Origin of the sequence: Amycolatopsis coloradensis (assembly GCF_037997115.1) — a bacterium.
GTDB classification, from domain to species: Bacteria; Actinomycetota; Actinomycetes; order Mycobacteriales; family Pseudonocardiaceae; genus Amycolatopsis; species Amycolatopsis coloradensis_A.
In genome coordinates, this window is record NZ_CP150484.1 from 591,981 (window position 1) to 616,951 (window position 24,971).

Genomic DNA, 24,971 nt, shown 5'->3' on the forward strand with positions numbered 1-24,971 from the left:
ACAGCAGGTGCCCTCAGATTCATTCTGAGGGCATGCGACCGCAGAATGGCCTGCGAACCGGTCTGGCCGCCGCGCTGACGTCCGCTTTCGTGCGGCCGATCGCCAACGCGATCCCGGCCAACCGGGTGGGCGTCGCCTTCTCCCGCGCCTTCATCGCGAGCAGCCTGTGGCTGGCCTCGCCGCCGTTGAAGGGGAGCCGCGTCGAGCCGGGCATCCGCGGCGAGTGGGTCCGCGCGCCCGAGGTGACCGAAGACAACGCCGTGGTCCTCTACCTCCACGGCAGCGGTTACGCGCTCTGCTCGCCGCGCACCCATCGCGGGCTGACCACACGGGTCTCCGCCGGCACCGGGCTGCCGGTCTTCGCCTGCGAATACCGCCTCGCGCCCGGACATCGTTTCCCGAGCGCCGCCGACGACGTCCGCGCGGCCTACGACCGGCTTCTCGGCCAGGGATACCGGCGGATACTTGTCGCGGGTGACTCCGCGGGCGGGCATCTCGCGGTCGACCTCGCCGCGCAGCTGATCCGGGAACGAAAAGACCCGCCTGCCGCGCTGGCCCTCTTCTCGCCGCTGTTCGACCTGACGTTCTCGTTGGCGGCCCAAAGAGAGCGCATGAGCCCGGACCCGATGATCTCCGCCGCCGCGGCCGCGCGGCTGGTCGGTCTGTACACAGTGGACGCCGACCTCGCTTCGACGCGATTGAGATTCGCCTTCGACGACATCAAGGGTTTCCCGCCGACGATCATTCAGGCGGGCGGACTCGAAATGCTCGCCGCGGACGCCATCGAGCTGGCCAGGGCCCTGCGCCGCGCGGGAGCGGACTGCGAACTCGAAGTGGTCCCCGGCCAGATGCACGTCTTCCAGGCGTTGACCCGCTTCATCCCCGAAGCGGCACCGGCGATGGAGCGGGCTTGCCGCTTCCTCACCGGCAATCTTCCGGCGATCGTGAGGGCGGCATGACGAAACGGACCCAGGGAGCGCACGCCGTCGTCACGGGCGCGGGCAGCGGGATCGGGAGGGCGATCGCGGCCGAGCTCGTCCGTCGCGGCAGCCGGGTCGTTTGCGCCGACATCGATCTCGAAGCCGCCGAAGAAACCGCGAAAACGCTCGAGAACGCGGTCGCCATCGCCTGTGACGTGTCCGATGCGGACGAAGTCGCGGACTTGGCGAGCCAGGCACGCTCCTGGTTCGGCCGCGAGCCGGACCTCGTCGTCAACAACGCCGGGATCGGCGCGGGCGGCAAGTTCGTCGGGGAGAGCCCGCTGTCCGATTGGCGACGCACCCTCGGCGTGAACCTCTGGGGCGTGATCCACGGCTGCCACACCTTCGTCCCCGCCATGCGCGCGGCGAAGGCGGGCGGCGTCATCAATGTCGCGTCGGCCGCCGGTTTCACCGCCGCACCGAGGATGGCCGCGTACAACGTGAGCAAGGCCGGGGTCGTCAGCCTTTCCGAAACGCTGGCGGCCGAGCTGTCCGGCACCGGCGTCTCGGTCACCGTGCTGTGCCCGACCTTCGTGCGCACCAACATCTTCGGCGGCGAACTCATCGACGCCGAGGCTCGCGGGCTCGCCAAGCGGGTCTCCGACGTGGTCGGGTTCTCGCCGGAGCGCGTCGCGCGGATGACGCTCGACGCCCACGATCGCGGACGCCTGTACGTGGTGCCGCAGCCCGACGCCCAGCTTCTGTGGCACGCCAAGCGGTTCGTGCCCGTCCCGTACACGCGGATCGCCGGCCTGCTCGGCCGGTTCCTGCCCGCCGAAAAGGAGAAGTGATGGCCTACGACTTCGCCGCGATGCTCCAGACCATCAAGGACAAGCAGTGGTCGCTGGCCGACATCGACTGGGACGCGCCCGGCGCCGAGACGATGACCGACGAACTGCGCGCCAAGATGCGGCCGTTCATGGCCGATCTCGTGTGGATCGAGCACGTCGGCGCCCGCGGGTTCGCCTCGCTGGCCAAGAAGGCGCCGACCCCGGTGATCCAGGAGATCTACCGCTACTTCCACGCGGAGGAACAGAAGCACGCCAACGCGGAACTGGCGTTGATGAAACGCTGGGGCATGCTCGACGAGCACGGTTCGATGCCCGAGCCGAACATCAACGTCAAGCTCGCCATCAAGGTCCTCGACGACTACGGCGACACGCTCCCGCTGACGGCGCTGGCCACGCTCATCCCGCTGCTGGAATGCGCGCTGGACGGCGCACTGGTGAAGTTCCTGCTGGAAGAGGTCTCCGATCCGGTTTGCCACCAGGTGTTCCGGCATATCAACTCCGACGAGTCCCGGCACATCACGGCCGATTTCGAGGTGCTGGAACTGATCGGAGCCGGCTCCACGACCAAGCTCCTCACCGAATCCGTCGGCTCGCTCAAACCCCAGATCGTCCTCGGCCTGATCGTGGTGTTCGTCCCGCTGATCAACAAGATGCGGGACAACATCGTCGCGATGGGCCTGCCGGAGAAGAAGCTGTACAACGCCGTGAAGCGGTTCTCCGCGATCGGCGGCCGCGGCGAGTTCACCAAACGCATCCCGGCGTACCACGTGCTCAAGGCGCAGGCGGCGATGATCGTCGACCGCTCGCACGTCTACCACCGGCTGCTCGCCGACCCGATGGTGAAGGTGACCCGGCTGATCCCCGCGCGGCTGCTGGGAAAGCCGCAGTCGTGGACCGAGGAGATCACCCACGAACCGGTCGCGTCATGAGCCTCGGTGAATTCCGGGGCGAGGTGCTGCGCGGCACCGAGTGGTTCGGGCACGACTTCACCGGGCAGCGTGTCGCCGTGGTCGCGCCCGGCCGCGAGGCGGCGCAGATCGTGCCCGAAGTGGTGGCCACCGCGCGTTCGGTGAAGGTGTTCCAGGAGGAGCCGGACTGGGTGGTGCCGATGCCGGTCCCCGGGCCGACCGTCCTCGGCGTCGCCGTCGCCCGGGTTTTCCTGCGCTGGCAGGTGAAAGACCCCTGGATCCGCAGGCTCCTTACGCCCGACCGCCGATTCGGCTCGCGGCGGACGGCGCCGGGACTCGGCTACTACGGCGCGCTCCGGCGGCCCGGCTGCAAGCTCATCACCTGGCCGGTCTACGCCTTCGCGCCCGACGGGATCCGCACGGCCGAAGGTATCGAGCATCAGGCGGACGTCGTCGTGCTCGGCGCCAGTTCGCTCTTCGCCAAGGAAGGACTTCCCGCATGACGCCGGACCACGAGATCGCGATCATCGGCGGAGGCTTCTCCGGTATCGGCGCCGCGATCCTGCTTCACAAGGCGGGTTTCGAGGACTTCCTGATGCTGGAAGAGGGCGACGGCGTCGGCGGTGCCTGGCACTGGAACACCTATCCGGGTGTCGCCGTCGACATCCCGTCGTTCAGCTACCAGTTCTCGTTCGAGCAGATCTCCGGCTGGTCGCGGGTCTACGCGCCGGGCCGCGAGCTGAAGGCGTACGCCGACTACTGCGTCGACAAGTACGACATCCGCCGCCGCACGCGCCTCGGCAGCAAGGTCGTCTCCGCGACCTTCGACGACGAAACGCACTTGTGGCGCCTCGAAACCACCGAGGGCTGGTCGATGACGGCACGGTTCGTGGTCGGTGCCACCGGCGTGCTCACCCAGCCGAAACCGCCGGACATCGACGGGCTCGATGGTTTCGGCGGCAAGGTCATGCACACCGCGCGCTGGGACCACGGCGTCGATCTGCGCGGTAAACGCGTCGCCGTTGTCGGCACCGGGGCTTCGGCCGTGCAGGTGATCCCGTCCATCGCGCCGGAGGCGGGTCACCTGACGGTGTTCCAGCGCACGCCGATCTGGTGCCTGCCCAAACCCGACGCCGTCCTGCCGCGGCCGGCGCGGCTCGCGTTGCGGCGGCTGCCGGGCGCGAAACTGGTGTCCCGCTTGGCCAGCCAGGCACTCGTCGAGGTGACCTTCCCGCTGGCCGCGCATTTCCACAATCTCCTGCCGACCGCGGGCGCGGGGGAGCGGATCGGGCGCGCGCATCTGCGCCGCGCGGTGAAGGACCCCGTGACCCGCGAGAAGCTCACGCCGCGTTATGCCTTGGGGTGCAAGCGGCCGAGCTTCTCCAACGAGTACCTCCAGACGTTCGACCGGGACAACGTCACGCTGGAGACCACGGGTATCGACGCGATCACCGGATCCGGAGTGCGCACCGCCGACGGCACCGAGCACCCGGTCGACGTCCTGGTGCTGGCGACCGGGTTCAAGGTGTTCGAGAAGGGCAACATGCCCGCCTTCACCGTGCGCGGATCCGGTGGTGCCGATCTGGAGAAGTTCTGGGAGGAGAACCGGTTCCAGGCCTATCAGGGTGTCAGCGTCCCCGGCTTCCCGAACCTGTTCACGATCCTCGGGCCCTACGGCTACAACGGTTCCTCGTACTTCAACCTGATCGAGACGCAGACCGCGCACATCATCCGGTGCCTGCGCAATGCCCGGAAGACCGGCGCGACCCGCGTCGAGGTCACGCACGAGGCCAACGACCGGTACTTCCGGAGCATGCTGGACCGCCGCAAGCACCAGGTCTTCTTCCAGGACAGCTGTTCACTGGCCAACAGCTACTACTTCGACGCGAACGGGGACGTGCCGTTCCGAGCCTCGCCCACGCTGGAAACCATGGTGACGAGCCGGTTCTTCGACCTCGACGACTACGCCTTCGCGGACGGCCGGTGAACACTGGCTGAAGTCCGCCGTCCCCCGCCGGGATGAGCCATAGGTTCGACACCCCGAACCTGGAGGCTGGTCTTGGAAGGCTTTCCCTGGGACGTCCTGCTCGCGGTGGCCGGGATCGCCGTCCCGGCCGTCGCGTTCCTGTGGGAGTTCGTGCTCGTCGGCCGCAAAAGGCTCGGCTACCGCGTGCAGATGGACACTCCGACGGCGTCCGGGCGCGGGTTCGCGCCGACGGCCGACGCGCTCGCGCAGCTCCAGCACGAGAACGGCGAGCGGCTCGTCGACCCGTCGTTCGTGCTGCTGCGCATCGAGAACAACGGCACCACCGACATCGACACCGACGACTACGCGGTCAACGAGAACGACCGCGTCGGCATCCGCGTGGAGTTCCCCGGCCGCACCGTGGCCGGGATGGTGGTGACCGAACTCAGCTCGCCGCATCTGCACGAATGCTTCGGCGACGACTCCGGTTTCGGCGCGCGCGACGAGAATCCCGAACGGCCGTCCGGCGTGATCGACCTGCCGAGGGTGCCGCTGAACCGCGGCGCGCACTACAAGATCCTCGCCGTGCTCGACCGCGTCCCCAACGGCTCGCCCGACGATTTCGACGATCCTCAGGTCGTCGGTGAGATCAAGGGCGGCAGCCTCCGTGAGACCAAGAGCCGCACAGGGCCGACGGGCTCGGTGATGGCGCTGGTCCTCTTCCTCGTCGTGATCAGCATCTTCCAGCTGACCCGGTCACTGTTCTTCGACGAGAAGCCGCCGCCGCTGGACTGCGCGGCCGGGAAACTCACGATCACCGGATCGACGGCCTTCGCGCCGGTGCTGAAGGAGGCGACGGCTTCGTACGCGAAGACGTGCCCGGGTGCGTCGTTCGTCTTCGACACCCGGGGGAGCGCGGAAGGGCTCGGCAGCCTGAACCAGGCCGGGAACGACGGCGTGCTGGCGTTCTCCGACGGCGCCAAGGGCGAGGGCTTTCCGCAATTGCTTCCGCGTCCGGTCGCGTTCTCGCTGTTCACGCTTGTGGTCAACAAGGAAGCCGGAGTCCAGGACCTCACGCTCGCCCAGATCCGCGACGTCTACGACGGCAAGATCGGGAACTGGCGCGAGATCGGCGGCAAGGACCAGCCGGTCCGGCTCGTCGACCGGCATTCCGACTCCGGCACGCGACGGACGTTCGAGGCCCAGATCCTGGCGGGCAAGCGGGAACCCGGCGACAACTCCGACGACTGCCTCAAACCGGCGCCGGGCGCCCAGCCGGGAGTGGTGCGGTGTGCGAAGCCGTCCACCAGCGACGTCCTCGACGCGGTTTCGCGGGTGCCGGGCGCGCTGGGCTACAGCGAACTGGGCGCGGCCACGAAACGCGAGGACGTGCTGCCGGTGCGGATCGACGGCCACCAGGCGACCCTGGAGGGCGCGATCCACGCGGCGTACCCGTTCTGGGAGACCGAGTACGCGTACACGTTCGGAGAGCCGAAGGCCGATTCGCTGGTCGCGAGCTTCCTGCGGTACCTGACGAATCAGGTCGGCAAGGACATCGTCCGGTCGCACGGGCACCGGCCGTGCGCGGAACTGGCGAACCCGGTGCTGTGCCGTCCGGGCGCGTGAAGGCCCCCTTCCCTCGGCTCAGCCGAGGGAAGGCGGTCATGCCGGGGGCGGTGTCGTTGTAGGTGAAGCCGAACGNGGCGCGAGCGCGAGCCCTCCTGTCCTATCTGCTCGGCGCGATCGTCCAGCAGCGCGTCCGGCGGCGGCCGTTCGCCGCCTTGCGCGGAGACATCGAAGCTCTCTGTTTCGCGAACTACGGGTAGAAATACGCATTAGATCCGTACCGTTACGGATTGTTCTCCTCTTCCGGCTCCGGCCATGGTGAGGTTCCCCCTCCCTTCCCTTGCCTGAGAGCTAGGAGACGACGATGCGCATAAGACGGTGCATGGCCGTGGCGATCGCGGCCGTCGCGGCGTTCACCATCCCGGTCGCCGCGAGTCCGGCGACCGCGGACCAGCAGGCCGAGGACGCGCAGGTGCAGATCTACGAGGTCTTCGGCACCGGGACTTCGCAGCAGCGCACCCAGATCTCCCGGCTCGGTGTCGACGTCCTCGGTTCCGCGGGTGGCACGACCACGTTCATCGGCGAGGCACGCGACGCGGCGAAGATCCGTTCGCTCGGCTATCGCGTCGAGCAGCGTGGCGTCGTCGACAGGTCGGAGAAGGTGGGCACCAACGCGATCAACGACTTCCCGCCGTCGGACTCCGGCTACCACAACTACGCCGAGGTCACGACCGAACTGCGCAACGCCCAGTCGAACTTCGGCTCGATCGCGCGGCTGAGCAGCGTCGGCAACTCGTACCAGGGCCGCGCGCTGAACATGCTCAAGATCAGTGACAACGTCGCCACGGACGAGAACGAGCCCGAAGTCCTCTTCACCTGCAACCAGCACGCCCGCGAGCACCTCACCACCGAGATGTGCCTGCGGATCGTGAACCGGTTCACCCAGGGCTACGCCTCCGACCCGGCGATCAAGCGGTTCGTCGACAGCGTCGAGATCTACGTGATCCCGAACGTCAACCCGGACGGCTCGGAGTACGACATCTCCGGCGGCAGCTACAAGTACTGGCGCAAGAACCGGCAGGGCAACGGCACCGACCCCAACCGCAACTGGGCCTACAACTGGGGCTGCTGCGGCGGTTCGTCGGGCTCGACGACCAGCGAGACCTACCGCGGCCCGTCGGCGTTCTCCGCACCCGAGACCCGCGCGGTGTCCAACTTCGTCAACTCGCGCAAGATCGGCGGCGTCCAGCAGATCAAGGCGAGCATCGACTTCCACACCTATTCGGAGCTCGTGCTGTGGCCGTTCGGCTTCACCTACAACGACACCGCCCCCGGCATGACCGCGGCGGAAGCGCAGCGGTTCCAGACGGTGGGCCGTCAGCTGGCTGCGACGAACGGCTACACGCCGCAGCAGTCGAGCGACCTGTACATCACGGACGGGACGATCGACGACTGGATGTGGGGCACCCACAAGATCCTGAGCTTCACCTTCGAGATGTACCCGCGGGGATCGAACCCCGGCTTCTACCCGCCCGACGAGGTGATCGTCCGCGAAACCACCCGTAACGACCGCGCCGTGGACCTCCTCCTCAACACCGCCATCGGCTGACAGCCGTGGGCTGAAAGGGTCCTTCGCCGCATGTGACGCGGTGAAGGGCCCCTTCGCGTCACTTGGCGGCGGGGAGGGTCTTCACTCTCATTCGGTGGTGGCGGGTCGGCGTGTCCCCAATGTGGCATTGGGGACACTCAGCGTCTCGAACGCCACATTGGGGACGCCCGGCTTGCGCCGCGCGGTCCGTGAAGGCCTCCTTTCCTACGCTCAAGGTAGGGAAGGAGGCCTTCACGGACTTTCGGCATAGGGTGCGGGGCATGCCGATGTTCGAATTCGAGGGACACCGTCCCCAGGTGGATCCCGAAGCGTGGATCGCCCCCACCGCCACCCTGATCGGCGACGTCGTCGTCGAGAAGGGCGCCTCCGTCTGGTACGGCGCCGTGCTGCGCGCCGACTTCGGGAGGATTCTCATCCGTGAGGGCGCCAACATCCAGGACAATTCGGTCATCCACGTCAACGACGGTGTGACCGAGGTCGGCAGGAACGTCACCGTCGGGCACCAGTGCCTCGTGCACGACTGCACGATCGGCGAGCAGGCGCTGATCGGGAACGGCTCGACCGTGCTCGACAAGGCGCAGATCGGCGCGAAGGCACTGGTCGCGGCCGGCGCCACGGTGACACCCGGGATGATCATCCCGCCGGAGACGGTCGCCATGGGCAGCCCGGCGAAGAAGCACGTCCCGCTCGACGGCACCGCCCGCGGCTGGGTCGAGCACAACGCGGCGATCTACCAGGACCTGGCGCGCCGTCACGCGGAAAGCGTCAAGCCGATCGATTGACTCTCCAGTAACTGGAGACCATAGCTTCGGACGCATGGCACCGAAGTCGAAGAAGAAAACGCACCAGGCGACGCTCGAGTTGACCGCCGGCAACGCGCCGGTGGTCGACCTCGGGAAGACGCTCGGGCAGACCGGCGTGAACCTCGTCGAGGTCAAGAAGGCCTACGACGCGGCGACCGCCACGCAGCGCGGCGACATCGTCCCGGTGGTCGTCTCGGTGTTCGAGGACCGCTCCTTCGAGCTCCGGCTGAAGACCCCGCCGACGTCGTTCCTCATCAAGAAAGCCTTGGGCGGCAAGGGCGCCGGCCGGCCGGGACATGAGGTCGCCGGCACGCTGAGCCAGGAACAGCTGCGCGACATCGCGGAGCGGAAACTGCCGGACCTCAACACCGGCGACCTCGGCGCGGCCATGCGCACGATCGCGGGCACGGCTCGCTCGATGGGCGTCGCGATCGAAGAACCGTGACGCGCAAGCATGTGATCGTCCCGCCTTTCCGTGACCTCGACCCGGCGCTCGAGGTCGCGGAAAGGCTGCTGGCGCAAGGAAATCCGTCGCTCGCCGGAGTCGTCTCGGCGCTGCCCGACGAGCACGCCGCCGCCGACCGGCTCAACCGGGTCCTCGCCGGGAACGGTGCCGCGCCCCGGCTGGTCGAGGCCGGGAACGGCTGGCGCATGGTGCAGGTGGCGTCGTGGCCGGGCTGCGGGGACCTGGTCGCGGGCGCCTCCGGGCTGGCGGAACTCGTCGTGTTCGGCGGCTGGCGGCGGATCAAACGCTGCGCCGTCTGCGCACAGGCGTTCTGTGATCGCACGGCCGGATGCAGCCGCCGATGGTGCGCCGCGCATCGTCCGCACGCCGAGCCGGGCACGAGCGGAGTGCTCTAGTCTGGTCCGCACCAGCGACTGGCGCCATTTGAGGTGGAGCACCACCGGGAAGCGACGACAAGGCCGGTACCGCGCGCCTGGGTCCGGCCGTCTCTGGCAGGAGTACGTCCGATGACACACCAGCCCGAACTTTCCGCGCTCGCCGCCGCCGACCCGCAGATCGCGGGGCTCGTGGAGGACGAGGCGAAACGCCAGCACGACAAGATCCGCCTGATCGCGTCCGAGAACTACGTCTCCCAGGCCGTGCTGGAGGCGACGGGCACCGTCCTCACCAACAAGTACTCCGAGGGCTACGCCGGCAAGCGGTACTACGAGGGCCAGCAGCTCATCGACCAGGTCGAGAACCTCGCCATCGAGCGTGCGAAGGCGGTCTTCGGTGTCGACCACGCGAACGTGCAGCCCTACTCCGGTTCCCCGGCGAACCTGGCGGTGTACCTCGCGTTCGCGCAGCCGGGTGACACCGTGCTCGGCATGGCGCTGCCGGACGGCGGCCACCTCACGCACGGCTGGAGCGTGTCCGCGACCGGCAAGTGGTTCACCCCGGTCCGCTACGGCGTCCGCAAGGAGACCGGCCGCGTCGACCTCGACCAGGTCCGCGAACTCGCGCTGAAGCACCGGCCGAAGCTGATCTTCGCGGGCGGCACCGCGATCCCGCGCACCATCGACTTCCCGGCGTTCGCGGAGATCGCCCGCGAGGTCGACGCCGTCCTGGTCGCCGACATCGCCCATATCGCCGGGCTGGTCGCCGGTGGCGCGCATCCGTCGCCCGTCGGGCACGCGCAGGTCATCACGACGACCACGCACAAGACGCTGCGTGGTCCGCGCGGCGCGATGATCCTTTCCGACGCCGACCACGCGAAAGCCGTCGACAAGGCGGTGTTCCCCGGACTGCAGGGCGGCCCGCACAACCACACGACCGCCGCGATCGCCGTCGCGCTGGGCGAGGCGCAGAAGCCGGAGTTCGCCGAGTACGCGCACACGATCGTCGCCAACGCGCGGGCGCTGGCGGAGGCGCTGGTGGAGCGCGGCTACGACCTCGTCTCCGGCGGCACCGACAACCACCTGCTGCTGATCGACCTGACGAACAAGAACGTGCCGGGCAAACCCGCCGCGCAGGCGCTGGACCGGGCCGGCATCGAACTGAACTACAACACCGTGCCGTTCGACCCGCGCAAGCCGTTCGACCCGTCCGGCATCCGGCTCGGCACCTCCGCGATCACCACCCGCGGGCTCAAGCCGGAGCACCAGGTGCAGGTCGCCGAGTGGATCGACCGCACGATCACCGCGGCGGCGGGCGAGGAACAGTCCGCTTTGGACACCATCGCCGCCGAGATCCGCGAGTTCCTGGCGCCGTTCCCGATCCCGGGCTACTCGGCTTAGTGCTGCTCCCGCAGATAGTCGACTAACTGCGGGATACGCGAAGGGGCCCTTCACCGCACGCGATGCGGTGAAGGCCACCAACCTGGTGGACACGCTCAACAGCCAGCAGGCCATCACCGNCAGGGCACCGACCTGAGCAGCCTCGCCAAGCGGACCGTCGGCATGTCCGGCGCGGACCAGGCCCCTTCGGCACTGCGACTAGTGAGCCGCCGGACCGTCGATGGCCTCCTTGGCCAGCCGGTCGGTCTCACGGTCGAGCGAACGCTTGATCTCGGCCTCGGCCTCGGAGCGCCCGACCCAGGTCGAACCCTCGACGCTCTTGCCCGGCTCCAGGTCCTTGTACACCTCGAAGAAGTGCTGGATCTCGAGCTTGTGGAACTCGTTCAGGTGGTGGATGTCGCGAAGGTGCTCCAGCCGCGGGTCGTTCGTCGGCACCGCGAGGACCTTGTCGTCCGGGCCCTTCTCGTCGGTCATCCGGAACATGCCGATCGCGCGGCAGCGGATCAGGCAGCCGGGGAAGGTCGGCTCCTGGACGAGCACCAGCACGTCGAGCGGGTCGCCGTCCTGGCCGAGGGTGTCGTCGATGAACCCGTAGTCGGCGGGGTACTGGGTGGCGGTGAACAGCGTCCGGTCGAGTTTGATCCGACCGGTCTTGTGGTCCACCTCGTACTTGTTGCGCTCCCCCTTGGGGATTTCGATAGTGACGTCGAATTCCACGCCGGCCTCGCTGCTCTCGTCTTTGGTACGCCCCGCCGTCGCGGACGGCTCACCGAAATCATCGTCTTGTCTTCACTAGTGTGGACCACGGGGGCTCGGGCGGTCGCATCGATGTGGTCGTATGTGAGCTTGGCCCCTTCCCCGGACGGTGGATGAAGGAGCGTTGAGTGCCGGAAAACGATGCCCCGAGGTGGCCGTCGGACGACAAGGACACCTCATCCGCCGAGCCCAAGAGCACCAAGGGGGAGGGCGAGGCCACCATCTGGCTGCCCATGACGGGGATGGCGAACGGCAAGACCGAAGAGCTGTCAGTGCCGAAGGTCACACCCGAAAGTGGCTCCTGGTTCGAGCCGGTCGTCGAGGTGGAGGAGGAACCGGATGTTCCGGAGACCCCGACGCCGAAGTGGTCCGCCTTCGAACCGGTGACGCCGGTCGAGCCTGAACAGCGCGAGGAGCCGAAGACGCTCTTCGTCCAGCCTGTCCAGCCGCAGCACACGGACGAACCGGACTGGGACCAGTTCGACAGGGTCGCCGAATCCCCGAGACCCGAGCCGAGGCAGGAGCCCCCGCGTCAGGAGCCGCCCCGCCGTCCCGAGCAGAGCCGGGTCGAGCCGCCGCCTCCCGCGCAGGTCCCGTCCGCGACCATGCACGCGCGCCCGGTCCGCATCGAGCCCGCCGAAGAGCGCTTCGACTCCGAAGCGACCGTCGGGATCCAGCGGCCCGAGCCGCCGTCCCAGGAACCCCCGGCAACCGAGGCCGCGCCCGCGCCGAAGCCGAAGCGCAAGCGCAAAGCCCTGCTGATCACGACCCTGGTCGTCGTCCTGCTGCTCGCCGGTATGGGTGGCGCCGCCGCGATGCCGAAGGTGTCGAACCGCCTCGGCCTGCCCTGGGCGCCTAACGCGCCGAAGGGCGAGATCCCCAAACCCGCGGGTATCACCCGGGTCCTGCACGGGCCGGACATCAACGGCGCCGGGCCGACGAAGGAAGGGCTCGCGGCCGCGCTGGCGGGCCCCGCCGGTTCGCCGGACCTGGGCACGCTCACCGGCACCGTCGTGGACGCGGCGTCCGGCGAAGTCCTGTGGGACAAGAACTCCGGCACCCCGCTGACCCCGGCGTCGACCACGAAGATCCTCGTCGTCGCGGCCGCTCTGCTGTCGATGGACCACGGGACGCAGTTCTCGACGAAGATCGTCCAGGGCGCCGAGCCCGGCACGGTCGTCCTCGTCGCGGGCGGCGACCCGTCGCTGACCTCGCTGCCGCTGGGCACGGACTCGCCGCTGTACCCGGGCGCGGCCCACGTCGACGACCTCGTCGCCCAGGTCAAGAAGGCCGCGGGCGGCAAGATCTCCAAGGTCCAGCTGGACATCAGCCTGTTCAAGGGGCCGACGTCCGCGAAGGGCTGGGACCCGGAGGACACCGCCGCCGGGAACACCTACATGGCGCCGGTCCTCCCCGTGATGGCCGACGGCGGCCGCACCGACCCGAAGAACGACCACGCGCCCCGCGTCGCGAACCCGGCTGCCGCGCTGACCCAGAAGATCGCGGGCAAGCTCGAAGCCCAAGCCGGCGGTACGACGACGGCGCCGAAGGACGCGAAGGTGCTCGGCGAGGTCAAGTCGCAGCCGCTCGCGGAGTTCGCCAACTCGCTGATGCAGCTTTCGGACAACCTGATGGCCGATGTCCTCGCCCGCCAGCTCGCGATCTCGAAGGGCGCGGAGGCGTCGTTCACCGGCGGCGCGACCGCGACGATGGACGTGCTCAAGCAGGCCGGGTTCGACCTCACCGGTGTCCAGATCAACGACGGCAGCGGACTGTCCGACCAGAACAAGATCCCGGCCAAGGTGCTCAGCGAGATCCTCGCGGTCGCGGCGGCACCGGACGGCAAGGATCCGAGGACGGCCAAACTGCGGCCCCTGCTGGCCGGCCTCCCCGTGGCGGGTGGCAGCGGGACGCTGGAGAAGCGCTACGGCGATCCGGCGTCGGCCGCGGGCCGCGGCTGGGTGCGCGGCAAGACCGGCACGCTGTCCGGGGTGAACACCCTGGCGGGCGTGGTGCTGGACACCGACGGCCGGATGCTGGTGTTCGCGCTGATGTCGTCCGGTTCGGACCAGAACAAGGGCAGGGCGGCGCTCGACGTCGTCGCGGCGACGCTGCACAAGTGCGGCTGCCGGTGAGTGACCGGAATCGGAGCGTGAGGAAGTCGGGACGGAATCCGGTCTTCCAGCGGGTAGCGTCATAAGAGTGACTGAGGAAACGCCGACCAAGACACGTTCGATGGTCGACTGGTCCCTGGCCGCCTCGACGGGCGCGCTCCTGGTGCGCGGCGGCCCGGTGGTCGACCGCGAAGAGGCCGAAGAGGCCGTCGCCGATCTCCGTGACCTGACCGGCGAGGCGGAGAGGCATGTCCGTGAGCTGACCGGTCTCGGCCTCGACCTGCCGCTGCTGCCCGCCGAAGTCGTCGACAGGCCCGGCTGGGTCCGTTCGGCCGCCGCCGGGCTCGACGCGCTCACCGGCCGTGCGCTGCCGGAGGCGCAGGGCGGCCCGCTGGCTCCCGTGCTGGCCGGTGGCGCCGGTGTCCAGACCGGTCTGGTGCTCGCCTTCCTGGCTTCCCGCGTGCTCGGGCAGTACGACCCGTTCGGCGGGCCGGACCGCGGCGGGCAGCTGGTGCTCGTCGCGCCGAACGTTGTCGCCGCCCAGCGCGCGATGGACGTGCCGGGGCACGATTTCCGGCTGTGGGTCTGCCTGCACGAATGCACCCACCGGCTGCAGTTCACCGCGGTCACCTGGCTGCGCGACTACTTCGCCGACGAGGTCGAGCGCCTGATCGGCGGGCTCGCCGGCCGGGACGCGGACGGGCTGAGCGATCTGGTCGGCCGCCTGCCGGACACCATCAAGCAGATCGGCAAGGGCAAGGCGGGCGGCGCCGGCCTCGCCGAACTCCTGCAGTCGCCGAGCGAGCGAGCGGTGTTCGACCGGTTGCTGGCCCTGTCCACGCTGCTGGAGGGGCACGCAGACTTCGTGATGGACGCCGTCGGGCCGCAGGTCGTGCCGAGTGTCGAGCTGATCCGTTCGCGGTTCACCGCCCGGCGCAAGGGCGGCGGCCTGATCGACCGCGTGCTGCGCAGCCTCCTCGGCGTGGACGCGAAGCTGCGCCAGTACGAACAGGGCGCGAAGTTCACCAAGCACGTCGTCGAGGCCGTCGGCATGGACGGCTTCAACGCGGTGTGGACGTCGCCGAACACGTTGCCGACCAGGGCCGAGATCAGCGATCCGGCGGCCTGGGTGCGGCGCCTGCACGGGTGAGCGGGCCGGATCCGGCGATCGCGGCCGTGCGGACGGCCGTGCGGGACTTCCTCGCGTCGATCGACAGCACAGGCGCCGTCGACGAGCTGTGCGTCGCGGTTTCCGGGGGCGCGGACTCCTTGGCGCTGGCCGAAGCGGCCGCGTTCACCGGCGGCCGCGCGGGGCTGAAGGTGCGGGCACTCGTCGTCGACCACGGCCTCCAGGAGGGTTCCGCCGAAACCGCCGCCCGCGCCGCGAACACGGCTCGGGAGCTGGGCGCCGACACGGCCGAAGTCCTGAAGGTGCGGGTCGAGGGCGCGGGCGGACCGGAGGCGGCGGCCCGCCGGGCCCGCTACGGCGCCTTGCGCTCGGCGCTGCCGGACGGACGCGGGGTAGTCCTGCTCGGCCACACCCTCGACGACCAGGCCGAAACCGTGCTGCTCGGCCTCGGCCGGGGTTCCGGGCCGCGGTCATTGGCCGGGATGCGCCCGCACGACCCGCCGTGGGGACGGCCGCTGCTCGGCATCACCCGCGCCACCACCCGGCGGGCCTGCCAGGCGCTCGGCGTCGACCCGTGGCAGGACCCGCACAACGAAGACCCGCGGTTCACCCGTGTCCGGTTACGGACCGAAGTACTGCCCCTCCTGGAGGAGGTGCTGTCCGGCGGTGTCGCGGCGTCGCTCGCCCGCACGGCGGCGCAACTGCGCGAAGACACGGAGGCGTTGGACACACTCGCGGGCGAGGTCCACCTGCGCGCCTTCACCGGTGAAGGGCTCGACGTCGCGGTGCTCGCCACCGAACCGCCCGCGCTGAGGCGGCGCGTCATCCGCAGGTGGCTGCTGGACTCCGGCGTCCGCGAACTCACCGACGCCCACCTGCGTTCGGTCGACGCTCTGGTGGGGAACTGGCGGGGTCAGGGCGGGGTCTGGCTACCCGGCGACTTGGTGGCCGCGCGGGCGCATGGCAGGCTCTCCCTCGAAGCACCCCAGTCCACCACCTAGAGGGGATCGTCCCGTGTACGAAGGCGAGATCGCCTCCGTGCTCGTCACCGAGCAGCAGATCAACGACAAGATCGCCGAGCTGGCGGCAAAGGTCGCGGCGGACTACCCGGCCGACGGCCCCGGCGCCGGGCAGGGAGACCTCCTGCTCGTCGGCGTGCTCAAGGGCGCGGTGATGTTCATGACCGACTTCGCCAGGGCGCTCCCCCTTCCCTGCCAGCTCGAGTTCATGGCGGTCTCCTCCTACGGCTCGGCGACGTCGTCGTCCGGCGTGGTGCGGATCCTCAAGGACCTCGATCGCGACATCGCCGGCCGCGACGTGCTCATCGTCGAGGACATCGTCGACTCCGGGCTGACCCTGTCCTGGCTGCTGAAGAACCTCGCGAGCCGGAACCCCGCCTCGCTCGAGGTCGTCTCGCTCCTGCGCAAGCCGGAGGCGGTCAAGGTCGATGTACCGGTCAAGTACATCGGGTTCGACATTCCCAACGAATTCGTAGTCGGATACGGCCTCGACTACGCGGAGCGTTACCGGGACCTGCCCTACATCGGCACCTTGGATCCGCACGTTTACACGTCCTGAGAACCGCTTGCCCGCGTGTGCGGAAATACGGAACCCTGAGCGGCGAGAACGCGTCATAGGCTGCGATCGAGTGCGTTAACCTATGCGAAGACCTTTGCCACACAGCCGTCGTGGCCTGGCCCGGGGGAAACGGAGAGAGCTCAGATGGGGAACAGCTTGGCGGACGCGAACGCGTTCAAGAACGCCGCGGCCCAGGGTCAGGTCGGGATCGACCCTGACGCGGCCCAGACCGTCCTGAACAAGATCCGCACCGGCAAGGACGCCATCGAGGCCCTCCTCCAGCGGGCCGGCGACCTCGGGCAGGCGCCGAAGCTGGGCAACAACCCGGTCGGCAACGCGATCGCCGCGAAGGTGGCGAACCGTGCCGACGGCGGAGGCGACTCGTACGCGGCCGCGCTCCAGAACCTTTTCCAGCAGTACGAGGCCGCCGAGTCCGGCATCGTGACGGCGATGGCCCGCTACCACGAGATCGACCAGGCCGCGGCCGAGCCGTTCCGTAACGTCTGAGGGGGAGTCAGAAAGCCATGCCACCGAAGCACAGCGCCGACTCTTACGGCGAAAGCAGCAGCAGCACCACGCCGGTCCAGCTCGGCGACAACTCGCACGCCGAGAGCATCGTCTCCTCCGCGCGCGGCCGTTCCGACGGGTTCGACATCGGCGCCGACCGCGCCATCACGAACCCGCCGAACTGGGAGAGCGCGCCGAGCAGCCAGGACCTGTGGAACCAGGCCAACATCGGCAACGACCCCAGCACGGCGACCGCCATCAGTCAGTCCTGGGGCTCGCACGGCAGCAAGCTGAGCCAGGCGTCGAACGACCTCTACAACGCGATCTCCGAACTGGGCGCCGCCTGGATCGGACAAGGCGCCGCGGCCGCGCAGGGTTCGCTGGTCGCCATCGCGAACTCGGGTTCGCAGGCCTCCGAGGCCGCGCACACGATGTCGGACAGGCTGCAGAAGCAGGCCGACGCCGCCACCAAGGTCAAGCTCATGCCGAAGCCGACCGACTACAGCCCCGAGAAGGCCATGGGCCAGGCGCTGGCGGCGGGCCCGATCGGCATGATCACCGACCAGAAGCCCCTCGCCGACCAGGACAAGGAAGTGCGGGCGGAGCAGGCCAGGTTCCTCGAGGCCTACACCAAGGAGATGAGCGAGGTCGACAGCTCGACCCCGAGCTTCGGCCCCGAATCCCTCGGCATGAAGCCGACCGCGACGCACAACAGCGCTTCGTTCAGCGGCGTCGGCAACATCGGCGGAGGCCTCAACTCGGGCGCGGTCTCCGGCACCCCCGTCTTCGGCGGTACGCACGGTTATGGCGGCGCGCAGGGCAGCGTCGGGGCTCCCGTCCACGCCGGTCCGGACTCGGGCGTGTTCTCGCAGGCCGGGTACAGCCCCGCCGCGAGCCCGGCCGCCGGTGTCGCGCCGGGTGCGGGCGTCGCGTCCGGCGCCGGTGCCCCGATGACCCCGCACGCCCCGGCGAGCGGCGGCAACGGGCTCGGCCAGGCCCTCACCGCGGCCGCGCTCGGCGGTGGCCTCGGCTACGCGGGCGCCAAGGCGCTCGGCCAGGGCAACAAGTCCGGAGCCAAGGACACCGACAGCACCGACGCCGCCGCCACCGAGAAGGGCGGCCCCGCGCAGAGCGCCGCGTCCCAGGCCGTTCCGCAGCAGGGCATCGTGTCCTCCAGCGGCACCATCGGTGGCGCCACCCCGCCGCCGATGCAGGGCATGGGCGGTATGGGTATGGGCGCCCACGGCGCGCAGGCCGAACAGGAAGAGGAGCACACGCACGCGTCGTTCCTCATCGAGCCGGACCCGGACGACGCCTTCGGCGCCAACGAGGCGACCCCGCCGCCGGTCATCGGCGCCTGGACCGAAGACGACGAACGCTAGAGCGGTTTTTCACCGGGCGCGCAACGTGTCCGACTCGGTCCTCGATTCGCTGAGCCGGGCGCTGCGGCTGCATCGTGNCCGATCTGGCCGATCCGGCCGCGCGCCCGCTGACTTGTGCGAGAGCCTGCCCCGGCCGAAGGCCCCGCCATCGCGGTGGCAGGACGCCCTGTCCGCGGTCGTGAGGCAGCTGACCAAGCAGTGTCCTGCCGACGCCGATCGCGGACGCGGGTTCACCAACAGACACTAGGGGCGGAAGATGGCGAACGGTGAACTGCTCACCCCGGTCGAGCTGGACTTCCTGTGGGAGGGCGCGAACGCCGGAGAGCTGCCGTACCCGCTGCGGCTCCGCTCGCACGGGGCGACCATGGACGAGCGCGGCGCCCTGCGGACGCAGACGCTCCAGTCGCTGAACCAGCGTCGTCTCGCCGACGAGCGCGGACGCCCCGAGCCGCATATCGAGGACTACTTCGGTGTCCTCGCGAGGCCGGACCTGAGCCTGGACTGCGTCCAGCTCAACAATCCCAACACCGAACCGCTGCTCGCGGTCGCGTCGCTGCTCGGCGGCCAAGGCCTGCTGACGGTGCAGGACCCGCGCGGTTTCCACTTCCACCCGATCGCCCCGGACGGCCTCGCGAGCGCGATCGTCTCCCTCCTGCCGCCGGGTTCGCGCGGGACGGAGAAGTCGATCACCCTCCCGCTGGACGGGCTCGTCGGCGCTTCGGGCGCGGACTTCCTCCAGCGTCGTCAGCCGCAGGTCGACGGTTCGGCGACGTCCGACGAGGACCGCAAGGCCCTGTCGAGGCTCCAGGCGCAGCCGCGGCTTCGCGGTGGCCAGTTCGGCGCCAACGCGCGCAGCAAACACGGCACGCGGAGCCGGTCTTCGGTGCTGAGCTGGTTCGACACACAGTCCGGCCGGTACTTCACCCAGGCCACCCGCGGTTCCGACGGCCGGGACTGGATCACCGTCGCGCCCGCGGACCCGGCGACGCTGCGGCAGCGGCTCACGGAGTTGCTGGGGAAGATCGCGGCCGAGGCCTCGCCCGCGCACTGAGCCGAGGGTGGGCAAGGGGGCCTGCACTGCTCTCCGATCGCCCCACCCCGTGCCGCGAAAGCCACTTTCGAGACATCAGACGTCGCGAAAGAAGCCTTCGCGACACGCGTCCCGGCTGGTACATGAAGGCTCCCTTCCCGTACCCAGGCGCAAGGAAGGGCCTTCATGTACCTCGGGAACCGGGTTCCGGAGCCGCGGCCGTGTACCGGTCGTCGATGATCGGCCGATCCGGCCGCCGACCGTCGTACCCCTTCGCTATCGTGAACCTCTGGGCGTCCCGAGGCCCATGAAGCCGAGGTGCCGGGAGGGCACGGAGCACATGCACCAGGAACACTTCACACCGATGGCGTTCGACTTCCTCTGGGAGTCCGCCGAGCTCGGCGACCTGCCATACCCGCTGCGCGTCCGGTCGCACGGCGCGACCGAGCTCGAGCGCCGGGCGCTGCGCCAGCGCGTCGACAACGAACTCCAGGCCCGCGGCATCCGCGACGGCAGGGGAAGGCTGGAGCGGAGGATCGAGGACTGGCTGTATCTCCTCGCCCGCGGTTCGCTGACCATCGACGCGCTGCACATCCCCGAATTCCAGGCCCCGACGATCGCCGTGCTCGGCGCCACCGACGGCCGCGACGCGGTGATCGCGATCCAGGACCAGTCCGGGATCTGGCTGCGCGAAGCACCCGCAGACGGGCTCCCGACAGCGGTCGTCGACCTGCTGCCCCCCGGGAAGCGCGGCTCGGAGGCGTCCGTCACGCTGCCGATCGACGACGCCCGCCGCACCGAGCCGATCCGCGCGGCCATCAACCCGACGAAGCAGGCCGAGGAGCCCGAAGCGGCGAAGAGCCGCCGCAAGGACAGGTCGCGCGTCTCGCTCAGTGAACGCATCACCGCGGATCCGCGCGAGGCGTTCGGCAAGCTCACCGGCCAGCCGAGGCTGCGCGGCGGTCAGCTCGCGGCGAACAGCCGGTCCCACGTGGGCGCCAAGCAGCGGTCCCGGGTCCTCGGCTGGTTCGACACCGCCAGCGGCCGCTATCTCAGCACGTCACAGGCCGGTCCCGACGGACGCGAGTGGGTCACCGTCTCGCCCGCCGACGTCAAGACACTCCGAATGCGGCTGGGCGAAATGGCCGCCGGTGTGGCGGTCGACACACGCTAGGGTCCCGCTCCGGGAACCCTCGCGCGACGTCCGCCGTTTACGTCCGAGAGGCTCACCACCCTCATCCGTCCAGGCGGGCGGTATCCTGAGGGGCGGGTGTCGGAGCACCATGGGTCGTCAAGATCGTGATGGCGGGTATCACAGGAGCCGCCCAACCAGGAAGGGTCGAGGCCACCAGGGCCGAGTCGTATGAACCGGAAGAGCGTGCTCAGGAACCCAGTGCTCTGGATTCTCGCGGCGGTACTGGCGTTTCTCGCATACAACACGATCTTCGACAGTGATCGTGGCTACACCCAGGTGCCGATCTCGATCGCGAACCAGCAGATCACCGCGAACAACGTCAAGGAAGCCTCGCAAGAGGACAAGGAGCAGCAGATCAAGCTGCTGCTGAACAAGAAGATCGAGGTCGACGGCCAGCAGGTCGACCAGATCATCGCGCAGTACCCGGCGAACGTCGCGGGCACCATCTACGGCCAGCTCATCGGCCTGAAGAGCGGTGACAACCCGGTCAAGTTCACCACCAAGGTCACCCAGCAGAACGTCCTCACCCAGATCCTGATCTTCGCCATCCCGCTGGCGCTGGTGCTGGGCCTGCTGATGTGGATGATGAACAACGCCCAGGGCGGCGGGAACCGCGTCCTCAACTTCGGCAAGTCGAAGGCCAAGCAGCTCAACAAGGACATGCCCAAGACGACCTTCGGGGACGTCGCGGGCGCCGACGAGGCCGTCGAAGAGCTGTACGAGATCAAGGACTTCCTGCAGAACCCGGCGCGCTACCAGGCTCTCGGCGCGAAGATCCCCAAGGGCGTCCTGCTCTACGGGCCGCCCGGTACCGGTAAGACGCTGCTCGCGCGAGCCGTCGCCGGCGAGGCGGGCGTGCCGTTCTACACGATCTCCGGTTCCGACTTCGTCGAGATGTTCGTCGGTGTCGGTGCTTCCCGAGTCCGCGACCTGTTCGAGCAGGCCAAGCAGAACGCGCCCTGCATCATCTTCGTCGACGAGATCGACGCGGTCGGCCGCCAGCGCGGCGCCGGCCTCGGCGGCGGCCACGACGAACGCGAGCAGACGCTGAACCAGCTCCTCGTCGAGATGGACGGCTTCGACGCGCGCGGCGGCATCATCCTGATCGCCGCGACCAACCGTCCCGACATCCTCGACCCGGCGCTCCTGCGTCCCGGCCGCTTCGACCGCCAGATCCCGGTGTCCGCGCCGGATATGCGCGGCCGCAAGGCGATCCTCGAAGTGCACGCCAAGGGCAAGCCGATCGCGCAGGGCACCGACCTGAGCAGCCTCGCCAAGCGGACCGTCGGCATGTCCGGCGCGGACCTGGCGAACGTGCTCAACGAGGCCGCGCTGCTCACCGCCCGCCAGAACGGGCACGTGATCACCGACGCCGCGCTGGAGGAGTCGGTCGACCGCGTCGTCGGCGGCCCCGCCCGCAAGAGCCGGATCATCTCCGAGAAGGAGAAGAAGATCACGGCCTACCACGAGGGCGGGCACGCGCTCGCCGCGTGGGCGATGCCGGATATCGAACCGGTCTACAAGCTGACGATCCTGCCGCGCGGGCGCACCGGCGGTCACGCCCTGCTCGTGCCGGAGGACGACAAGGAGTTGATGACCCGTTCGGAGATGATCGGGCGCCTGGTCTTCGCGATGGGCGGCCGGACGGCGGAGGAACTCGTCTTCCACGAGCCCACCACCGGTGCCTCCTCCGACATCGAGCAGGCGACGAAGATCGCCCGCGCGATGGTCACCGAATACGGCATGAGCGCCCGGCTCGGCGCGGTCAAGTACGGCCAGGAGCAGGGCGACCCGTTCCTCGGCCGCTCGGCGGGCCGCCAGGCGGACTACTCGCTCGAGGTCGCGCACGAGATCGACGAGGAGGTGCGCAAGCTCATCGAGACCGCGCACACCGAGGCGTGGCACGTGCTGAGCACCTACCGCGACGTGCTGGACGAGCTGGTCATCGAGCTCCTCGAAAAGGAGACGCTGACCCGCAAGGACCTCGAGCGGATCTTCGCGACCGTCGAGAAGCGCCCGCACATCACGATCTTCAACGAGTTCGGCGACCGCAAGCCGTCCGACAAGCCGCCGATCAAGACCCCCGGCGAGCTGGCGATGGAGCGCGGCGAGCCGTGGCCGCCGCCGGAGGAGAAGAAGGAGCAGCCGGTGCTGCAGCCGGCGCCGACCCCGGTCGGCACCGCGCAGGGCGGTGGCGACCTTCCCGGCGGTCCGCCGTACGCGCAGCCCGCTCCGCCGCCGGACCCGAACGCGAACCCGTACGCTCCGCCGCCGCCGGGCGCCTACCCCAACGGTGGTCGCCCCAACGGTGGGCCGAACGGCACCGGTCACTGGCCCCAGGCATATGGTGGTCAGCAGCCGGGCGGTCCGGCAGGCGGTTACCAGGGTGGGCCCGTTGGCGGTCCGCCGAACTACGGGGCTCCTCCCGGATGGACCCCGGCCACGCAGCCGGGCGGCCAGCCGAACCAGCCCTGGCGTCCCGCCGAAGACCGCCCGCGCGACGGCTGGTTCGCTGACCAGCCCGGCGGTCAGCAGGACGAAGGACAGCAACGGCGTGACGACGGACAGGACGACACCAAGCGGTAACGGCGCAAGCCCGGTCTTCGACCAGGACCGGGCCGAGAAGGCCGTACGCGAACTCCTGCTCGCCTGTGGTGAGGACCCGGACCGGGACGGTCTCTTGGAGACCCCGGCCCGGGTCGCTCGCGCTTACCGGGAAATGTTCGCCGGGCTCTACACCGAACCGGACCACGTCCTGGACCGCACGTTCGACGAGGCACACGAAGAACTCGTGCTCGTGACGGACATCCCGATGTTCAGCACCTGTGAACACCACCTCGTGCCCTTCCACGGTGTCGCCCACGTCGGCTACATCCCGAACGGCCACGGCAAGGTCACCGGCCTGTCCAAACTGGCCCGTCTCGTCGACCTCTACGCCAAGCGCCCGCAGGTCCAGGAGCGGCTCACCTCCCAGGTCGCCGACGCGCTCATGCGCAAACTCGAGCCCCGCGGCGCGATCGTCGTGGTCGAGGCCGAGCATCTCTGCATGGCCATGCGCGGTATCCGCAAACCCGGAGCCAGGACGACGACGTCCGCCGTGCGCGGGCTGCTGCAGTCTTCGGCGTCCTCGCGGGCGGAGGCGCTGGATCTGATCAAGGGCCGTCGATGACCGCCCTGCCCCGGCCCGGCCGGTGTGCGGTGATGGGCATCCTGAACGTCACCCCGGATTCCTTTTCGGACGGTGGCCGCTACCTCGGTGTCGAGCAGGCTTTGGAACACGCGCACGAGATGTGGGCGCGCGGCGCGGATCTGATCGATGTCGGCGGGGAGTCGACGCGGCCGGGGGCGTCCCGGGTGGACGCCGAGACCGAGATTTCCCGGATCATGCCGGTGATCCGCGCGCTCGCCGCCGACGGTGTCGCGATGTCCGTGGACACCACCCGCGCCGAAGTCGCCCTCGCCGCCGTCGAGGCGGGCGCTTCCGTCATCAACGACGTCTCCGGTGGGCTGGCCGATCCGAACATGGCGAAGGTCGCCGCCGAAACCGGTGTCCCGTATGTGCTGATGCACTGGCGCGGGCACAGCAAGGACATGAACGCGCTGGCGTCCTATGAGGACGTCGTCGCGGACGTACGCGCCGAGTTGCTGTCCCGAGTGGACGAAGCGCTCGCCGCGGGCGTCGACGACGGCGCGATCGTGCTCGATCCCGGGCTCGGGTTCGCGAAGAACGCCGAACACGACTGGGCGTTGTTGAACGGCCTGGATTCCTTTCTGGCACTGGGTTTCCCGGTCCTCGTCGGCGCCTCGCGCAAACGGTTCCTCGGGCGCCTTTTGTCTGGAAAGGACGGAACGCCCGCCCCGCCGGACGGTCGCGAGAACGCGACCGCGGCCGTGTCCGCGCTCGCCGCGGCGGCCGGTGCCTGGGGAGTGCGGGTGCACGAGGTCGGCGCGAGTATCGACGCCGTGACCGTCGCGGCGGCTTGGCGGAAGGGGAGTCCCGTTGTCTGACCGGATCACGTTGACCGGATTGAGGGTCTTCGGCAGGCATGGGGTCTTCGACCACGAGAAGCGGGATGGGCAGGAGTTCGTCGTCGACATCGTGGTGTGGCTGGACCTCGGCCCGGCGGCCGCGTCCGACGACCTGACCAAGACGCTGCACTACGGCGAACTGGCGGAGCTCGCCGCCGGGATCGTGGCGGGAGAGCCGTACGACCTCATCGAGAGTGTCGCCGGGAAGATCGCCGGCGAGGTGCTGCGCGACGAGCGGCTGACCGCGGTCGAGGTGACGGTGCACAAGCCGTCCGCGCCGATCCCGCTGAACTTCGACGATGTCGCCGTCACGGTGTTTTCCGCGCGCGCTGACGAAAACGCGCAGACGGGGCGCGGACCGGAGCCACCCCGGCGGTCGGCATGACC

24 protein-coding genes and 1 pseudogene are annotated in these 24,971 nt (G+C 69.4%); 24 read left to right on the forward strand and 1 reads right to left on the reverse strand.

Features of this window, described 5'->3' with window-relative positions:
* Positions 1–32: 32 nt before the first annotated feature.
* The 12 genes and pseudogenes from LCL61_RS02630 to glyA all read left to right on the forward strand — a co-directional run bounded on the left by LCL61_RS02630 (position 33) and on the right by glyA (position 10,864).
* Positions 33–959, forward strand: coding sequence for an alpha/beta hydrolase (locus LCL61_RS02630; protein ID WP_340685339.1), 927 nt, complete (start codon positions 33–35; stop codon positions 957–959).
* Positions 956–1,771 (forward strand): SDR family NAD(P)-dependent oxidoreductase, encoded by an 816-nt coding sequence (locus LCL61_RS02635; RefSeq protein ID WP_340685340.1) that lies wholly within the window; start codon positions 956–958, stop codon positions 1,769–1,771. The genes LCL61_RS02630 and LCL61_RS02635 overlap by 4 nt, the downstream gene beginning before the upstream one ends.
* A complete protein-coding gene (locus LCL61_RS02640) occupies positions 1,771–2,700 on the forward strand; it encodes a ferritin-like domain-containing protein (RefSeq protein WP_340685341.1) in 930 nt (309 codons plus the stop codon). The genes LCL61_RS02635 and LCL61_RS02640 overlap by 1 nt, the downstream gene beginning before the upstream one ends.
* On the forward strand, positions 2,697–3,182 hold the full coding sequence (locus LCL61_RS02645) for an FAD-dependent oxidoreductase (protein ID WP_340685342.1): 486 nt from the start codon (positions 2,697–2,699) through the stop codon (positions 3,180–3,182). The genes LCL61_RS02640 and LCL61_RS02645 overlap by 4 nt, the downstream gene beginning before the upstream one ends.
* A complete protein-coding gene (locus LCL61_RS02650) occupies positions 3,179–4,666 on the forward strand; it encodes an NAD(P)/FAD-dependent oxidoreductase (protein ID WP_340685343.1) in 1,488 nt (495 codons plus the stop codon). Before LCL61_RS02645 ends, LCL61_RS02650 begins: the two co-directional genes overlap by 4 nt.
* Positions 4,667–4,738: 72 nt before the next feature.
* A complete protein-coding gene (locus LCL61_RS02655) occupies positions 4,739–6,271 on the forward strand; it encodes a PstS family phosphate ABC transporter substrate-binding protein (protein ID WP_340685344.1) in 1,533 nt (510 codons plus the stop codon).
* Positions 6,272–6,348: 77 nt separating this feature from the next.
* Positions 6,349–6,471: pseudogene (locus LCL61_RS02660) on the forward strand (TetR family transcriptional regulator); the annotation flags it as partial.
* A 122-nt stretch (positions 6,472–6,593) separates the two neighbouring features.
* Entirely contained in the window at positions 6,594–7,820 is a 1,227-nt protein-coding gene (locus LCL61_RS02665) for a M14 family metallopeptidase (protein ID WP_340688477.1), read from the forward strand.
* Positions 7,821–8,080: 260 nt separating this feature from the next.
* A complete protein-coding gene (locus LCL61_RS02670; RefSeq protein WP_340685345.1) occupies positions 8,081–8,602 on the forward strand; it encodes a gamma carbonic anhydrase family protein in 522 nt (173 codons plus the stop codon).
* A 34-nt stretch (positions 8,603–8,636) separates the two neighbouring features.
* Positions 8,637–9,068: a 50S ribosomal protein L11 gene (locus LCL61_RS02675; RefSeq protein WP_340685346.1), complete on the forward strand. Its 432-nt coding sequence runs from the start codon at positions 8,637–8,639 to the stop codon at positions 9,066–9,068.
* Entirely contained in the window at positions 9,065–9,484 is a 420-nt protein-coding gene (locus LCL61_RS02680) for a hypothetical protein (RefSeq protein ID WP_340685347.1), read from the forward strand. Before LCL61_RS02675 ends, LCL61_RS02680 begins: the two co-directional genes overlap by 4 nt.
* Positions 9,485–9,595: 111 nt before the next feature.
* Positions 9,596–10,864, forward strand: a complete 1,269-nt coding sequence (glyA, locus tag LCL61_RS02685) for a serine hydroxymethyltransferase (RefSeq protein WP_340685348.1) — start codon at positions 9,596–9,598, stop codon at positions 10,862–10,864.
* A gap of 198 nt (positions 10,865–11,062) precedes the next feature.
* On the opposite strand, the gene LCL61_RS02690 is transcribed toward glyA, so the two are convergent.
* Entirely contained in the window at positions 11,063–11,581 is a 519-nt protein-coding gene (locus LCL61_RS02690) for an inorganic diphosphatase (protein WP_016337787.1), read from the reverse strand.
* 167 nt (positions 11,582–11,748) lie between these two features.
* Here LCL61_RS02690 and dacB point away from each other — a divergent pair, with 167 nt between their 5' ends.
* From dacB to folB, 12 genes are all read left to right on the forward strand, one after another.
* On the forward strand, positions 11,749–13,755 hold the full coding sequence (gene dacB / locus LCL61_RS02695; protein WP_340685349.1) for a D-alanyl-D-alanine carboxypeptidase/D-alanyl-D-alanine endopeptidase: 2,007 nt from the start codon (positions 11,749–11,751) through the stop codon (positions 13,753–13,755).
* A 100-nt stretch (positions 13,756–13,855) separates the two neighbouring features.
* The gene (locus LCL61_RS02700; protein ID WP_340688478.1) at positions 13,856–14,884 is read left to right on the forward strand and encodes a zinc-dependent metalloprotease; all 1,029 of its coding nucleotides are present in this window, start codon (positions 13,856–13,858) and stop codon (positions 14,882–14,884) included.
* Positions 14,881–15,864 carry a tRNA lysidine(34) synthetase TilS gene (tilS, locus tag LCL61_RS02705; RefSeq protein WP_340685350.1) on the forward strand — a complete coding sequence of 328 codons (984 nt, stop codon included), beginning with the start codon at positions 14,881–14,883 and terminating at the stop codon, positions 15,862–15,864. Before LCL61_RS02700 ends, tilS begins: the two co-directional genes overlap by 4 nt.
* Before the next feature lie 13 nt (positions 15,865–15,877).
* Positions 15,878–16,441 carry a hypoxanthine phosphoribosyltransferase gene (gene hpt, locus LCL61_RS02710; protein WP_034310045.1) on the forward strand — a complete coding sequence of 188 codons (564 nt, stop codon included), beginning with the start codon at positions 15,878–15,880 and terminating at the stop codon, positions 16,439–16,441.
* A 144-nt stretch (positions 16,442–16,585) separates the two neighbouring features.
* Positions 16,586–16,948 (forward strand): hypothetical protein, encoded by a 363-nt coding sequence (locus tag LCL61_RS02715; protein WP_125683481.1) that lies wholly within the window; start codon positions 16,586–16,588, stop codon positions 16,946–16,948.
* A 17-nt stretch (positions 16,949–16,965) separates the two neighbouring features.
* Entirely contained in the window at positions 16,966–18,330 is a 1,365-nt protein-coding gene (locus tag LCL61_RS02720) for a hypothetical protein (RefSeq protein ID WP_340685351.1), read from the forward strand.
* A 256-nt stretch (positions 18,331–18,586) separates the two neighbouring features.
* Entirely contained in the window at positions 18,587–19,381 is a 795-nt protein-coding gene (locus tag LCL61_RS02725) for an ESX secretion-associated protein EspG (RefSeq protein ID WP_340685352.1), read from the forward strand.
* Between the two features lie 319 nt (positions 19,382–19,700).
* The gene (locus tag LCL61_RS02730; protein WP_340685353.1) at positions 19,701–20,534 is read left to right on the forward strand and encodes an ESX secretion-associated protein EspG; all 834 of its coding nucleotides are present in this window, start codon (positions 19,701–19,703) and stop codon (positions 20,532–20,534) included.
* Between the two features lie 189 nt (positions 20,535–20,723).
* Positions 20,724–23,141, forward strand: a complete 2,418-nt coding sequence (gene ftsH, locus LCL61_RS02735; protein WP_126730140.1) for an ATP-dependent zinc metalloprotease FtsH — start codon at positions 20,724–20,726, stop codon at positions 23,139–23,141.
* A complete protein-coding gene (gene folE, locus LCL61_RS02740) occupies positions 23,110–23,724 on the forward strand; it encodes a GTP cyclohydrolase I FolE (RefSeq protein WP_016337777.1) in 615 nt (204 codons plus the stop codon). Before ftsH ends, folE begins: the two co-directional genes overlap by 32 nt.
* The gene (gene folP / locus LCL61_RS02745; RefSeq protein ID WP_340685354.1) at positions 23,721–24,563 is read left to right on the forward strand and encodes a dihydropteroate synthase; all 843 of its coding nucleotides are present in this window, start codon (positions 23,721–23,723) and stop codon (positions 24,561–24,563) included. Before folE ends, folP begins: the two co-directional genes overlap by 4 nt.
* Positions 24,556–24,969 (forward strand): dihydroneopterin aldolase, encoded by a 414-nt coding sequence (gene folB / locus LCL61_RS02750; RefSeq protein ID WP_340685355.1) that lies wholly within the window; start codon positions 24,556–24,558, stop codon positions 24,967–24,969. The genes folP and folB overlap by 8 nt, the downstream gene beginning before the upstream one ends.
* The last annotated feature ends 2 nt before the right edge of the window (positions 24,970–24,971 follow it).

What these genes read in the sequence shown, in the direction of transcription:
- LCL61_RS02630 (WP_340685339.1), top strand. Translation starts at nt 33, where the DNA reads ATGCGACCGCAGAATGGCCTGCGAACCGGTCTGGCCGCCGCGCTGACG.
- LCL61_RS02635 (WP_340685340.1), top strand. Translation starts at nt 956, where the DNA reads ATGACGAAACGGACCCAGGGAGCGCACGCCGTCGTCACGGGCGCGGGC.
- LCL61_RS02640 (WP_340685341.1), top strand. Translation starts at nt 1,771, where the DNA reads ATGGCCTACGACTTCGCCGCGATGCTCCAGACCATCAAGGACAAGCAG.
- LCL61_RS02645 (WP_340685342.1), top strand. Translation starts at nt 2,697, where the DNA reads ATGAGCCTCGGTGAATTCCGGGGCGAGGTGCTGCGCGGCACCGAGTGG.
- LCL61_RS02650 (WP_340685343.1), top strand. Translation starts at nt 3,179, where the DNA reads ATGACGCCGGACCACGAGATCGCGATCATCGGCGGAGGCTTCTCCGGT.
- LCL61_RS02665 (WP_340688477.1), top strand. Translation starts at nt 6,594, where the DNA reads ATGGCCGTGGCGATCGCGGCCGTCGCGGCGTTCACCATCCCGGTCGCC.
- LCL61_RS02670 (WP_340685345.1), top strand. Translation starts at nt 8,081, where the DNA reads ATGCCGATGTTCGAATTCGAGGGACACCGTCCCCAGGTGGATCCCGAA.
- LCL61_RS02675 (WP_340685346.1), top strand. Translation starts at nt 8,637, where the DNA reads ATGGCACCGAAGTCGAAGAAGAAAACGCACCAGGCGACGCTCGAGTTG.
- glyA (WP_340685348.1), top strand. Translation starts at nt 9,596, where the DNA reads ATGACACACCAGCCCGAACTTTCCGCGCTCGCCGCCGCCGACCCGCAG.
- LCL61_RS02700 (WP_340688478.1), top strand. Translation starts at nt 13,856, where the DNA reads ATGGTCGACTGGTCCCTGGCCGCCTCGACGGGCGCGCTCCTGGTGCGC.
- LCL61_RS02715 (WP_125683481.1), top strand. Translation starts at nt 16,586, where the DNA reads ATGGGGAACAGCTTGGCGGACGCGAACGCGTTCAAGAACGCCGCGGCC.
- LCL61_RS02720 (WP_340685351.1), top strand. Translation starts at nt 16,966, where the DNA reads ATGCCACCGAAGCACAGCGCCGACTCTTACGGCGAAAGCAGCAGCAGC.
- LCL61_RS02725 (WP_340685352.1), top strand. Translation starts at nt 18,587, where the DNA reads ATGGCGAACGGTGAACTGCTCACCCCGGTCGAGCTGGACTTCCTGTGG.
- LCL61_RS02730 (WP_340685353.1), top strand. Translation starts at nt 19,701, where the DNA reads ATGCACCAGGAACACTTCACACCGATGGCGTTCGACTTCCTCTGGGAG.
- ftsH (WP_126730140.1), top strand. Translation starts at nt 20,724, where the DNA reads ATGAACCGGAAGAGCGTGCTCAGGAACCCAGTGCTCTGGATTCTCGCG.
- folP (WP_340685354.1), top strand. Translation starts at nt 23,721, where the DNA reads ATGACCGCCCTGCCCCGGCCCGGCCGGTGTGCGGTGATGGGCATCCTG.